At 64.3% G+C, this 12,373-nt stretch carries 12 protein-coding genes; 8 read left to right on the top strand and 4 right to left on the bottom strand.

Annotated elements, in window-relative coordinates; all coding sequences use genetic code 11:
* Positions 1 to 17: 17 nt before the first annotated feature.
* Positions 18 to 1,235: an acyl-CoA dehydrogenase family protein gene (locus tag AV929_RS16910; RefSeq protein WP_064288801.1), complete on the bottom strand. Its 1,218-nt coding sequence runs from the start codon at positions 1,233 to 1,235 to the stop codon at positions 18 to 20.
* 168 nt (positions 1,236 to 1,403) lie between these two features.
* Here AV929_RS16910 and AV929_RS16905 point away from each other — a divergent pair, with 168 nt between their 5' ends.
* Positions 1,404 to 2,105, top strand: a complete 702-nt coding sequence (locus AV929_RS16905; RefSeq protein ID WP_064288800.1) for an HAD family hydrolase — start codon at positions 1,404 to 1,406, stop codon at positions 2,103 to 2,105.
* A gap of 36 nt (positions 2,106 to 2,141) precedes the next feature.
* Here AV929_RS16905 and AV929_RS16900 read toward each other — a convergent pair whose 3' ends face one another.
* Positions 2,142 to 2,951 (bottom strand): SDR family NAD(P)-dependent oxidoreductase, encoded by an 810-nt coding sequence (locus tag AV929_RS16900; RefSeq protein ID WP_044952010.1) that lies wholly within the window; start codon positions 2,949 to 2,951, stop codon positions 2,142 to 2,144.
* 276 nt (positions 2,952 to 3,227) lie between these two features.
* Here AV929_RS16900 and AV929_RS16895 point away from each other — a divergent pair, with 276 nt between their 5' ends.
* On the top strand, positions 3,228 to 3,671 hold the full coding sequence (locus AV929_RS16895) for a MaoC/PaaZ C-terminal domain-containing protein (protein WP_064288799.1): 444 nt from the start codon (positions 3,228 to 3,230) through the stop codon (positions 3,669 to 3,671).
* Positions 3,672 to 3,701: 30 nt separating this feature from the next.
* On the opposite strand, the gene AV929_RS16890 is transcribed toward AV929_RS16895, so the two are convergent.
* Positions 3,702 to 4,841 carry an acyl-CoA dehydrogenase family protein gene (locus tag AV929_RS16890; protein WP_064288798.1) on the bottom strand — a complete coding sequence of 380 codons (1,140 nt, stop codon included), beginning with the start codon at positions 4,839 to 4,841 and terminating at the stop codon, positions 3,702 to 3,704.
* A 101-nt stretch (positions 4,842 to 4,942) separates the two neighbouring features.
* Between AV929_RS16890 and AV929_RS16885 the strand changes: the two genes are divergently transcribed.
* The 6 genes from AV929_RS16885 (at position 4,943) to AV929_RS16860 (ending at position 10,976) form a co-directional block, all read left to right on the top strand.
* A complete protein-coding gene (locus AV929_RS16885) occupies positions 4,943 to 6,313 on the top strand; it encodes an ABC transporter substrate-binding protein (protein WP_064288797.1) in 1,371 nt (456 codons plus the stop codon).
* Between the two features lie 3 nt (positions 6,314 to 6,316).
* The gene (locus tag AV929_RS16880) at positions 6,317 to 7,204 is read left to right on the top strand and encodes a branched-chain amino acid ABC transporter permease (RefSeq protein ID WP_011223971.1); all 888 of its coding nucleotides are present in this window, start codon (positions 6,317 to 6,319) and stop codon (positions 7,202 to 7,204) included.
* The gene (locus AV929_RS16875) at positions 7,197 to 8,318 is read left to right on the top strand and encodes a branched-chain amino acid ABC transporter permease (protein ID WP_050007062.1); all 1,122 of its coding nucleotides are present in this window, start codon (positions 7,197 to 7,199) and stop codon (positions 8,316 to 8,318) included. The genes AV929_RS16880 and AV929_RS16875 overlap by 8 nt, the downstream gene beginning before the upstream one ends.
* Complete coding sequence (locus tag AV929_RS16870) at positions 8,315 to 9,052, top strand: ABC transporter ATP-binding protein (protein WP_064288796.1); 738 nt, start codon at positions 8,315 to 8,317, stop codon at positions 9,050 to 9,052. Before AV929_RS16875 ends, AV929_RS16870 begins: the two co-directional genes overlap by 4 nt.
* A complete protein-coding gene (locus AV929_RS16865) occupies positions 9,049 to 9,765 on the top strand; it encodes an ABC transporter ATP-binding protein (protein WP_050007063.1) in 717 nt (238 codons plus the stop codon). The genes AV929_RS16870 and AV929_RS16865 overlap by 4 nt, the downstream gene beginning before the upstream one ends.
* Before the next feature lie 875 nt (positions 9,766 to 10,640).
* Positions 10,641 to 10,976 (top strand): hypothetical protein, encoded by a 336-nt coding sequence (locus AV929_RS16860; protein WP_014041184.1) that lies wholly within the window; start codon positions 10,641 to 10,643, stop codon positions 10,974 to 10,976.
* 376 nt (positions 10,977 to 11,352) lie between these two features.
* On the opposite strand, the gene AV929_RS16855 is transcribed toward AV929_RS16860, so the two are convergent.
* On the bottom strand, positions 11,353 to 12,342 hold the full coding sequence (locus AV929_RS16855) for an aldo/keto reductase (RefSeq protein ID WP_050007065.1): 990 nt from the start codon (positions 12,340 to 12,342) through the stop codon (positions 11,353 to 11,355).
* Positions 12,343 to 12,373 lie beyond the last annotated feature (31 nt).

Below are 12,373 nucleotides of genomic sequence, written 5' to 3'. Positions count from 1 at the left end.
CGCTGGCGGCCCGCGTTCTACTCCCGGTAGCGACGGACTGGCTCCAGTTCCTCGCTGTCCACGTCCTCGAACGCCTCGCGGGCGATGGTACGCAGGTGAACCTCGTCGGCCCCGTCGACGATGCGGAACGTCCTGACCAGTTCGTAGAAGTCCGCCAGCGGGAGGTCCCGGCCGATGCCGTTGCCGCCACAGAACTGGACCGCGGTGTCGATGGCGTCCTGTGTCGCCCGGGCGGCGAACACCTTGCTCATCGACACCTCGACGCGGGCCTCCTGCCCGGCGGAGATGGCGTCCGCGGCGGCCCGGACCAGCGCCCGCGCGGCCTGAATCTGTGTCTCCTGTTCGGCGATTTCAAAGCGGACGTGCTGTTTGTCGGCCACGGAGTCGCCGAAGGCCTGCCGTTCGGTGGTGTAGGCCTTGGCGATGGACAGCGCCCGCTCGGCCATCCCCGAGAAGCGCATACAGTGGGTGAGTCGCGCCGGGCCGAGGCGTTGCTGGACGTGCTGGAAGCCGTTGCCTTCCTCGCCCAGCAGGTGCTCCTCGGGGACGCGAACGCCGTTGAACTCGATTTCGGCGTGGCCCTTCGGGTCGCCCTGGCTGCCCATGTGCGGGACGTTCCGAACGATGTCCACGCTGTCGGCGTCGGCCGGGACGATGAACACCGAACACCCTTCATACGGGTGCACGTCCTCGTCCGTCCGGGCAAAGACGAGCAGGATGTCGGCGTCGACGCCACCGGTCGTCCACCACTTGTGGCCGTCGATGACCCACTCGTCGCCATCCTTCTGCGCCGTGGTGCGTATCATCTTCGGGTCCGAGCCCGCGCCCTGCATCGGCTCCGTCATCGCGAAGCCGGACTGTATCTCGCCCTCGACGAGCGGGTCGAGGTACTCCGATTTCTGGAGGTCCGTCCCTTGCATCTCCAGCAGGTGCATGTTCCCCTCGTCGGGCGCGTCCACCCGCATCGCAATCGGGCCGAGGAGGCTTCGACCCGCTTCCTCGAACGTCGGCAACACGTCCCGGAAGTCATAGCCCATACCACCGTGTTCCTCGGGGATTTGGGGGGCGTACACGTCGTACTCTCGCGCGGCCGCGCGGAGGTCCCGAACCGTCGCGTCCGAGATCGCGGTCCCGCCTGCGAGTTCGCGCTCCCGCGGAATGACGACCTCGTCCATCAACGCTCTGGCGCGCTCGGCGAGTTCAGTCGCGGCCTCGGAATCGGTGAACGATATCATGGCACACTTTCGTTCTCGTACGTCGACAGCATAAGTGTTGGAGCACAGCGAACGCGTGGTCGGCCGTTTATTTGCCGGAGTCGTGTTCCGGTACGTCATCACGGCGTCCCCACCACGACACCGAGCGTCGGCGGTAGTTTCATACCCGGGCCAGTCCAAGCCGCTGCCGTGAGCGAGAGTCCAGACGTCGAGGCCGTCTTCTGGGACATCGGGGGCGTCATCCTTCGGATGGAGTCCGTCCGGGCGGCCCACCGCGAGTTTGTCGAGCGCCTGTGTGCGGAGTACCCGGCGACTGCTGCTGCCGACGCGGCCCTCGAACAGTGGCGGTCGGTCCTCGGAACGTACTTCGGCGAGCGTGACGGGACGGCGTTCCGGCCGGCCCGCGAGGGCTACCGGCTGGCAGTCGACGAGATTCTGACAGTCAGCCCCGAGGAAACCGAGTGGGAATCGCTGTTCCGGAGAATCCGCGACGAACGGGCCGAACCCAACCCCGATGCCGTCGCGGCCATCGGGACGCTGGCGGACGCGCCGCTGCATCAGGGCGTCATCAGCGATGTAGACGACGACGAGGGCAAGGAACTGTTGCGGACCTTCGGCGTCTGGGACGCGATGGATTCGTACACCGCTTCGGAGGCCGTCGGTCGAACCAAGCCGGACCCCGCGATGTTCGAAACGGCGCTGGGAAAGGCCGGAGTCGCACCGGCACAGGCCGTGATGATCGGTGACCGCTACGAGCACGACATGGACGGCGGGACGGAGGCCGGACTGTGGACGGTCGCCTACGGGGCTGAGGACGGACCCGCCGTGGATATCGCGCTCGACGACCTCCGGGAATTGCCGGACTGGCTCGGAATCTCGGCCGGGGAGTGACACCGCGGTCCCAGCCGTCGGTACTGGTCCCGGCGCTCAGATGTCGGGCGTCTCTTCGAGCCGCGGGACGCCGGCGGCGGTGATGGTCTGGCCGACGATGTACGACGACGCCGGGCTGGCGAGGAACCGCGCGATGTCGGCGATTTCCTCCGAGAGGCCGATGCGGCGCTCGACGGCCTCGCGGTCGATGTTGTCGGCGCTGACGCCCATCTGTGACTCGACGCCCGGCGTGGCGACGAAGCCCGGCGCGATGCAGTTGATACGGATGTCGCGGTCGGCCCACTCCGCCGACAGCGTCGACGTGAGATTGCTGACGCCGGCCTTCGCGGCCCCGTAGTGGCTCATGTACGGCGCGCCCTGTTCGCCGGCGACGCTGGAGAGATTGATGACCGCCCCGCCGTCGCCGTCGGCCAGCGCGTCGCCGGCCGCCTGCGTGCAGTGGTAGGTCCCGTGGAGGTTGATGTCGACGATGGTCTTCCAGCCGTTCTCGCTGATGTCGTCGAACCCGGCCATGAAGCTCGCGCCGGCGTTGTTCACGAGCACGTCCAGCCCGCCGAACTCGTCGACGGTCGCCTCCACCAGCGCCTCGACGGCCTCGCGGTCTGTCACGTCGCATTCGATAGCGACCGCCTCGCCGGGCCGGTCGCTGTCGTTGATCTCGTCGGCGACGGGGCCGACGTTGTCCTGCTCGCGCGAGCAGACAACCACGTCGGCCCCGTCGGCAGCGAACTCCTCCGCGATTGCTCGGCCGATGCCGCTCGATGCGCCCGTGATAATCGCCCGCTGACCCTTCAGGCTAAACCGCTCCGTGTGTGGCTTTGACATCGCTTCTGACATCTCGGGCATCCCCAATAAAGCTACGTCCTGAGCCCCCTCTGCGGGATTCCGTTGAATATAGTTGAACAGCCAGAACAGGCTGAGGTGCTTCGTATCTTTGCGGTGGTGGTGAGAACGACCGGAGAACCCCGGTACCATTAACACCGGCGCGGGACACGGTGACGACGTGTATGTCCAGCAACAGTAGCAGACCGCAGTCCCGGAACCGGCAGATGCGGACGCGGCAGTGGCGACCAGACCAGAAACCGAAGCGTCGTTCCGCAGTCGCTTGCGAGGGACGGTACGATGGCCGGTGAGTTCGAAACCGTCGAGGTTGGCGAGGGATTCACCACGTCGGGGCGAACCATCACCGAGGCCGACGTGGTCAACTTCGCCGGTGTCAGCGGGGACTTCAATCACCTCCACACGAACGCCGAGCGGATGGCCGACTCGGGGTACGGCGAGCGTATCGCCCACGGCGCGCTGGTGTTTTCAGTCGTCACTGGCCTCCTGTGGCAGGCCCGTGACGAGGCCGAAAAGCGGCACATGGTCGCGTTCTACGGTATCGACCGGCTTCGATTCATCAAGCCGGTGTTTCTGGGGGATACGGTTCACGTCGAGGCCGAGATCGTCGACAAGGAGCGGCGAGACCACCCGGTTGCGACGGGCGTCGTCCGGACCGAAGTCACCGCGCTGAATCAGGCCGACGAAGCCGTCTTCTCGGCCGAGTTCCTGACGCTCCGGCGGTAGACTGTGCGGTCTCCCAGCCTCGGTGCAGTCTTACAGCACGCGGTCGGCGATGATGTTCTTCTGAATCTCGCTGGTCCCCTCGTAGATTTTGGTGATTCGGGCGTCGCGGTAGTACCGCTCGACGTTGTGGTCGGTGACGTAGCCCGCACCGCCATGGACCTGAATCGCCTCGTCGGCCACGTCGACGGCGTGTTCGCTGGCGAACAACTTCGCCATGCTGGCCAGCTTTGTCGCCACATCGAGGTTGCCCGAATCGATGGCGCTGGCGGCACGATAGGTAAGCGACCGCGCAGCCTCGACGTTGGTGGCCATCTCCGCAACCTTGTGTTCGATGGCCTGGAACTCGCTGATCGGCTGGCCGAACTGCTCGCGCTCGTTCGCGTACTCGATAGAGTCGTCGATGGCGGCCTGTGCAGTGCCGACGGCCTGCGCGGCTACGTTTGCCCGCCCGCTCGCGAAGAAGTCCATCAGTTGGTAGAAGCCAGCGCCCGCTTCTCCGATGAGGTTCTCCTCGGGCACGCGAACGTCGTCGATGATGATTTCGGCCAGATCCGACGCGCGGATGCCGAGCTTGTTGTCGATTTTCTCGGCCTGCAGGCCGTCGGTGTCCGTCGGCACGAGGAACGCGCTGATGCCCTCGTGGCCGGCGTCGGGGTCAGTCTTGGCCATCACGACCATCACGTCGGCGACAGTTCCGTTCGTAATCCACATCTTATTGCCGTTAAGGACCCAGCCGTCGCTGTCGCGTTCGGCGTAGGTCTCGATACCGGCCACGTTCGAGCCGTGGGCGGGTTCGCTGATAGCGCTGGCACACGCCGACTCGCCGCTGGTGATGCGCGGCAGCCACGTCTCTTTCATCCACTCGTCGCCGTACTTCTGAATCATGCTCGCCCCGAAGCCACGGGAGCCGATGGCGCTCCCGATACCCGGGTCGGCACGCCAGAGTTCCTCGGTGACGACGACGCCAGTGAGGCTGTCCATCCCCGCGCCGCCGTACTTCTCGGGGACTTCCGGCGCGATGAGGTCGTACTGTGCCGCCTGCTCCATCAGTTCCGCCGGGTAGCGCTTCTCCCTGTCGCATTCCTTTCCGAGCGGCTCGATTTCGTTCTCGCCGAATTCGCGCACCGCTTCTCGGACTGCCGTCTGCTCGGCCGTCAAGCTAAACGCCATACGCAATGTGTGACGGCCACCCAAATATAGATTTGGTCGAATTCTCCCGCATCTTTAATGTGTATGGTTTGGAACGTGGTACCACCCACCGAGGGTAAACCATGGCAGACCCAACGAGCACACCCAGCGACAGGAGCACAGCATATACCAACAGCATCGGTCGTCGGTCATTCGTCAGAGCGGCCGGGGCGAGCGCGGCGCTCGGACTGTTCGCCGGCTGCAGCGGTGATGGCGGCGGTGGTGGGGAGAACCCCGATGGAGGTGGTGGCATCGCCGAGACGGTCACCATCGGCCACCTTGCACCGCTGAACAACCCGCTCGGCGTTGGCTCGAAGCGGTCGGCGGAGATGGCGGTCGCCGAAATCAACGACGACGGTGGTATCGCCGACCAGACCGTCGAACTCGTTACGAAGGACACGCGGGCGTCGCCGTCCGAGGCGCGCACCGTCGCAGGCGAGTTGGTCCGACAGGAGGAAGTCGACGCCATCGTCGGCACGTTCTCCAGCGAGGTGACCCAGTCTATCATGGACCTCGTGTCGGAGTTCAATACGCCGTTTCTGGTCACCGGCTCCGCCGCGCCGAGTACCGTCACGGAGTTCGTCGCGTCCGACTACGAGCGCTACAAGAACACGTTCCGGGTCGGGCCGGTGAACTCCCACTTCCAGGCGGAGGTCATCAGCCAGTACGCCGGCCACCTCTCGGACCGCCACGGATGGAACACGTTCGCTGTCGTCGCCGACGACGCCGAGTGGACGACGGTGTTCCGGAACCGGCTGGTCGACCTGCTGAAGGAGGCGGACTTGGACGTGCCGATGGTGAATGGGCTGGCAACTGATACCACCTCATTCGGGTCGGTGCTAGACGATGTGGACGCGGCGGGTGCGGACGCGATGTTCCGCTTCTTCGCGCACATCAACGGCGGGCCGATGGCGGCCCGCTGGGCACAGGGCGAGTACGAGTTCGGCATCGAGGGAGTGCACGTCGCGTCGATGCTGCCGGCCTACTACGAACTCACCGAGGGCGCGGCGGCCTACGAGACGACGACCCAGTCCGGCGCGGCGGGTGTCACCGACATCACGTCGAAGACGGTCCCGTTCACGGAGGCGTACATGGAGGCGTACGGCGACGCCGATGACCCGCCGAGCAAGCCGATGTACATGGGCTTTGTCACCTACGACGCGATACACGTCTTCAAGAACGCTGCCGAGCGCGCCGGTACCGTCGACCAGGAGAACAACCTCGATACAATTGTCGACGCGCTGCTCCAGACCGACTTCACCGGCGCGGCCGGGCGGGTCCAGTTCTACGGGGCCGACGAGACGTACGCCCACGACCTCCGAGAAGAGCGGGACAGTGACGGCATCATCACGAACTACCCGCTTACCCAGTGGCGCGAGGGTGGGTCTCTGGAATGCGTCTACCCGGAGGGCCTGCGGACCGCCGAACACGCCGCGCCACCGTGGATGGGGTGAACGATGCTGGGCGACATTGCCAGCGTCATCGTCGACGGCGCGCTCATCAGCGCCGTCTACGCCCTGATCGCTATCGGCTTCACCATGGTGTTTGGCGTCGGCGGCGTGTTGAACCTCGCCCACGGTGCGCTGATAATGGCCGGCGCGTACACCTACCTGAGTCTCGTCTCGGACAGCATCCTCGCGAGCGTGACGCTGCATCCAATAGTCGCGTTCCCGCTCACTATCGTCGTCGTCGGCCTCATCTCCTACGGCCTCTACGTCGTGTTAGTTCGGACCATCGAGGAGAACGTCGTCATCACGTTCCTCGCGACCATCGTGGTCGCCATCGCCTTCACCGAACTCGTCACGCTCGTGTTCCACGCCCAGCCCTACCAGTACAGCGTGGTGCCGGGCGTGCTGCAGGTCCAGGCGCTCGGGACCCGAATCCTGTACGTCGAACTCGCGGCCTTCGTCGTCTCGTGGGTCGCGATGGGGCTGCTCTGGTACTACGTCACCAAGACCGACAGCGGGCGGTCGATACGCGCCACCTCGATGAGCGAGCGCGGAGCCATGCTCACCGGCGTCGACGTGTCGGGCGTGCGTGCCCGTACGTGGCTGGTCGCGGGCGGCCTGGCTGGCATCGCCGGCGTGTTCCTGGGCGGCATCGGGGCGGCCGAACCGACGATGTGGCTGGAGCCGCTCGCCCTCGCGTTCATCATCGTCGTCGTGGGCGGCATCGGCTCCATCAAGGGGTCGGTCGCCGCGGCCTACATCGTCGGCTACCTGCAGACGGCGACCGGACAGTTCCTCGGACAGAGCGTCCGCGGCATCATGTCGCTGGTGGTCCTCGTGGTCGTCCTGCTGGTGCTGCCACAGGGCCTGTACGGCACGGAGTTCGTCCATGAGTGACCGAGAGCAGACCGGCCGAGGTATCGGCCGACTCGTTGGCCGCGTCGAATCGGTCCTGAGAGACAGCGTCCTCCCGCAGGGAGCCGGCGTCATCGGAGCGGTCGGCCAGCCAGCGGAGCGGCTGCTCTGGCCGGTCGCGGAGCGGTACAACCGCACACTCGGCGAGCGTTTCGGCGAAATTACCGGCCTGCAGTTGCTGTTGCTACTGGTGGCCTTCGGCGGTCTCGTCACCGCGCCGCTGTGGGGCCAGGACTACCTCAGGCCGCTCACGCTCGGCGCGGTGTGGGCCGTCTTCGCGATGGGGTGGGACATCCAGAGCGGTTACACCGGCTACATCAGTTTCGGCCACTCGGCGCTGTCGGGGGCGGCCGGCTACACCACCGGCTTGCTGGTGCTCCATCTGAATCCGGAGCTATCGCTGTTTGTCACAGTCCCGCTGTCGATACTCGCGACGACGGTGCTGGGTCTGGCCATCGCCGTCCCCTCGCTCCGTCTCCGTGGCCCGTATTTCTCGCTCGTCACCTTCGTCACCGTCCTGCTGTTCTACCGGCTGACAAAGGCCCTGAGCCACTGGACGAACGGCCTGCGGGGCATCCGCGTCGACGTGTTCACCTACGACCTGACGCTGCAGTACTACATGGTCGTGGTGCCGATGCTCGCCGTTGCGGCCACACTGACCTACGTCGGGCGCTCCGATGTGGGGACCGTGCTGGTCGCCATCCGCGAGAACGAGGATGCCGTCTCCGCGGCCGGCTTGGACCCGACGAAGTTCAAGCTCTGGTCGTTCGTGCTGAGCGCCGTCCCGATGGGTATCGGCGGGGTCCTGCTCGCCCACGTCAACGCGGGCGTCGACCCACAGACGTTCGTCATCGTGGACAACAGCATCCAAATGATAGCGATGGCAGTCATCGGCGGTATGAGCTCGATTCTGGGGCCGCTCGGCGGCGCGTTCCTGTTCGTCGGACTCCGGGACGTGTTCCTCGTCGGCCTCGGCGAGGAACTGCGCTGGCTCGCCCTCTGGCTGCTCGTTCTCCTCGTGCTGGTGTTCGCCCGGGACGGACTGTTCCGTCTCCTCTGGCGTGCACTCGGCGCGCTGGGAGGTGACCGACGGTGACGCTGCTGTCGGTCGACGGGTTGACCAAGCAGTTCGGCGGCCTCGTCGCCGTCGACGACCTCTCCTTTGGCGTCGAGAGCGGCGAGATACTCGGCCTCATCGGCCCCAACGGCTCCGGCAAGACGACCGTGTTCAACTGCATCATGAGCATCTACGCGGTGACCGCCGGGGCGGTGCGCTTCGACGGCACAGATATTACGGACGACAAGACACACCAGATTGTCAACCGTGGACTGTCGCGCGTCTCTCAGGAGTCCAATCCAATCGGGTCGATGACCGTCCGAGAGAACATCGAGCTGTTCACCTTCCCCAACAGCGTCCGCTCGTTCGACGGCGGCGCGAGCGACGAGGCGATCGCGAGCTACGCCGCCCAGGTCGACATCGAGGACGCCCTCGACGACGACCCCGGGTCCCTGCCCCACGCCGACGTTCGCCGCCTCGAAATCGCGAAGGCACTGGCGACGGAGCCGGACCTCCTCTTGCTCGACGAGCCCTTCGCCGGCTTGAACCAGACGGAGGTCCGGCAGCTTTCAGAGCAGTTCGAGTCGTTCCGCGAGCAGGGCATCACCATGGTCGTCGTCGACCACAACATGCGCGGCCTGATGGACCTCGTCGACCGGGTCGTCGTGTTGCACAACGGCCAGAAGCTCGCGTCGGGTGACCCGGCCGACATCGTCGGTGACGAACGGGTTCAGGACGCCTACCTTGCCGGGGAGGTGAACGCGGTCCAATGAGCGACCCGCTGCTCGAAGTCGAAGACCTCGACGTGTACTACGGCAAGTCACAGGCGCTTGACGGCGTTTCGCTGACCGTCGAGCGCGGGGAAATCGGCGGCATCGTCGGCCCCAACGGCGCGGGGAAGACGACCCTGTTGGACGCCGTCGCCGGCTTCCTCGACTACGACGGGACGATTCGGTTCAACGGGCGAGACGTGGCCGACCTCGACCCACAGCAGTTGGTCACCGACGGCCTCGTCTACTGTACCGAGGACCGCGACCTGTTCCCGTTTTTCTCGGTCCACGAGAACCTGCGCATGGGCGCGCAGTTCCGCGAGGACCGCGATGCCGTCCGGGCCGACCTAGACATGGTGTATGACCTGTTCCCGCGGCTCGACGACCGCCGGGACCAGGAGACCCAGACCATGAGCGGCGGCGAACAGCAGATGCTGGCCGTCGGACGTGCGCTGATGGGCGACCCGGAGCTACTCGTCCTCGATGAACCGACGCTCGGACTGGCTCCTGTCATCATCGACGACATCAGCGAGGCCATCGAGACGCTGAACGGTCAGGGTCAGACGCTCCTGCTCGTCGAGCAAAACGCCACGTTCGCACTGCGCCACGCCCACCGGCTCTCACTGCTGGAATCCGGCCGGGTCGAGCTCAGTGGCTCCGCCGCGGAGTTCCAGAACAACGACTACATCACGGAGGCGTACGTCGGCATCCACTGAGCGAGCGCTGGCGAACCGAATCCTCGGACGTGTTAACACTACGTCCGTCGTCGACTGCCACTCGTGCAGTCGCACTTCGCTGTCGGCGGTTCGTATTCTCGAACAGATACCGAATACAGTGAAAGCAACGGGTGGCCAGCCATCGGACTACACCGCCCCGCGAAATGGGCGCATATATAGCTGTACGCGCTTGCCGCGGTCTCTTATGATGACGGTTCATTGCCGGCAAACGCAGAGCGCACCGGGAGCAAACACAATCGATGTGTTGCTTGTTCCGTATACTGAAACTGACAGTGTTCCACGGCACTGTGGCTCGCCGATAGCCCGGTCCAGCGGGAGAAACAGGGACTTCTCAGTACAGTGGAATAATAACCGTACTTTTGTTATCTAGTAGGACAAGCGAGGGCAGACTGCCCGAGCGTGTGTCGCCCGTGGGAGCGGATACACCGGTCCGGCGGCAGGGTTACCAGTTGACGTGGACTAGTTGACTGCCACCGGGCCAGGCTTACGCTACGACGCAGGCGCTTTCGATATCGTTCGACCTATCCGAACGATCACAACAGGGCAGTGCGTCTTTGGTGGTGTGATATTACCGAGACCACGGTAACAGATTTGGTCAGAGGTATAGATCTAAATATTCGATATGTATTCAACTATTCCGATAACTGAGAGTTAGATAGAGATATCGACTGTTGAATGGACGGTTTTGGTCCTATATTAGACCAAAAAAGTTCCCCCGAACGTGGTTATAGCTACACATATTGGAGAGACAATAACACCCACACAACTCGCTTTTGCAGTGAAACAGCCGGTAGATGCGTCTGTTGTAACAAATATGGAAACGTATTTCTACAAGTGTGCATATATTTGTCCCTATGGGAGACGAAGAAGACATCGAAGACGAGACCGTGTCAGTATCGATGGAGATATCGGGGAATTACGACGAAGTCATGTCGAAACTGGCGACAGAAGACGAGGGGTCGACGTCGCTCGTCTCGCTACTCGACGACCTCGAACAGTTGCTTGATACGGTGGTTCGGATGGACGGTGGGACACGCAGTGCAATTGCCCAGCAGCTGCCCGAGGATATGGCCGTCTCCTTCGACGCTCAGGCGGTCGTCGATACGCTTCAGGTGCTCGAACGCTACGACCTCGTTGTCCTCGAAGGCAACACCTGGAAGCCCGGTCCGAAACTCACCACCGAAGAGTGATTCACCACAGTCCGGCCGGTAGCGGGTGGCTAGTTCGCCGGAACCGGTCATGATGATCGGAGCCAACGGCTGCAACTCCTTCCAGAGCACCAGTTTCGGTGTGCAACGGCGATAGATTTCCAGTTGACGTGACCGAAGTGCAGTAGCGTCCCCCTGTCGCCCAGTCTGTCCACTGTCACCACGTAAAGAGCTGTATAACAAACATCGGATCGCACGGAAGACTGTATGCGAGCACAGTGCGTGCTCGTACTCTCCCGACGCCCACCGTCCCATGCTCCCCTGTACGGGACGGTTTCACGCCGGGTTTGCCCACCCGGCATCGGCCTTCGACGTCCGTTCGATCCGCATTTCTCGAACAGTTCTGTCACGCAGGCGATTACCAGCGGTGGTGGACGTCGTCGAAGACGTACGCCTCGTAGATGTCACGTACCGCGCCGTGGACCTGATTCGAGAGCGGGTCCATCTCGCTGACTGCTGCGTTCGCCCGGACGTGCTCCGGCGAGGTCGAGCCGGGGATGACGGTCGACACCGCGTCGTGGTCCAGAATCCAGCGCAACGCCATCTGGGCCATCGTCATCCGCTCGGGGACGTGCTCGCGGAGGTCGTCGACGGCGTCGAAGCCCGCGTCCACCGGGAGGCCGGCGAAGGTTTCGCCGCGGTCGAACGCCTCGCCCTCGATGTTGAAGTTCCGGTGGTCGTTCTCGGGGAACTCCATGTCCCGGGAGAGCTTGCCAGTCAGGAGTCCGGAGGCCAGCGGGACACGGACGATGACGCCGATGTCGCGGCGCTTGGCCTCCTCGAAGAACCGCTCCGCGGGTCGCTGGCGGAACATGTTGAAGATTATCTGGACAGTCTCGACGCCGGGATACTCGATAGCTTTCAGTGCTTCCTCGACGCGTTCGACGCTGACGCCGCAGTGCTCGACTTTCCCCTCGTCTTTCAGCCGCGCCAGGGCGTCGAACGTCTCGGGCCGGTAGTAGGCGTCTGTCGGCGGACAGTGCAGTTGCAGGAGTTCCAGCGTGTCGGTCCCGAGGTACTCCCGCGAGCGGTCGACGTGCTCGGAGAGGTTGTCGTAGTTGTAGCGCTCGGCCGTATGGGGGTCGAGTCGGCGACCGGCCTTCGTCGCGACGGTCACCTCGTCGCGGACCTCGCGTTCGTCGAGCACGTCGGCGATGCGCTGTTCGCTGAAGCCGTCACCGTACACGTCGGCGGTGTCGATGAAACGGACGCCAGCATCGAGCGCGGTCCGGATCGTTTCTCGGCCTTCCTCCGCCGAGACGTCGCCCCAGTCACCACCGATATTCCAAGTCCCAAGTCCGACAGCTGTCACGTCGTACCCTGTCGTCCCTAACTGTCGTCGGTTCACGTATAGCCGTACCGTCGGCGGTCACTTGGTG

Origin of the sequence: Haloarcula sp. K1 (assembly GCF_001647155.1) — an archaeon.
GTDB lineage: Archaea > Halobacteriota > Halobacteria > Halobacteriales > Haloarculaceae > Haloarcula > Haloarcula hispanica.
The sequence above is the reverse complement of the archived record's forward strand: the minus strand, read 5'-3'. Positions and strand labels throughout refer to the sequence as shown.

Bases quoted from the DNA above. Each gene is read 5' to 3' on its own strand.
- AV929_RS16910 (WP_064288801.1), bottom strand. From the start codon at position 1,235: ATGATATCGTTCACCGATTCCGAGGCCGCGACTGAACTCGCCGAGCGC.
- AV929_RS16900 (WP_044952010.1), bottom strand. From the start codon at position 2,951: ATGCCCGAGATGTCAGAAGCGATGTCAAAGCCACACACGGAGCGGTTT.
- AV929_RS16895 (WP_064288799.1), top strand. From the start codon at position 3,228: ATGGCCGGTGAGTTCGAAACCGTCGAGGTTGGCGAGGGATTCACCACG.
- AV929_RS16890 (WP_064288798.1), bottom strand. From the start codon at position 4,841: ATGGCGTTTAGCTTGACGGCCGAGCAGACGGCAGTCCGAGAAGCGGTG.
- AV929_RS16885 (WP_064288797.1), top strand. From the start codon at position 4,943: ATGGCAGACCCAACGAGCACACCCAGCGACAGGAGCACAGCATATACC.
- AV929_RS16880 (WP_011223971.1), top strand. From the start codon at position 6,317: ATGCTGGGCGACATTGCCAGCGTCATCGTCGACGGCGCGCTCATCAGC.
- AV929_RS16875 (WP_050007062.1), top strand. From the start codon at position 7,197: ATGAGTGACCGAGAGCAGACCGGCCGAGGTATCGGCCGACTCGTTGGC.
- AV929_RS16865 (WP_050007063.1), top strand. From the start codon at position 9,049: ATGAGCGACCCGCTGCTCGAAGTCGAAGACCTCGACGTGTACTACGGC.
- AV929_RS16860 (WP_014041184.1), top strand. From the start codon at position 10,641: ATGGGAGACGAAGAAGACATCGAAGACGAGACCGTGTCAGTATCGATG.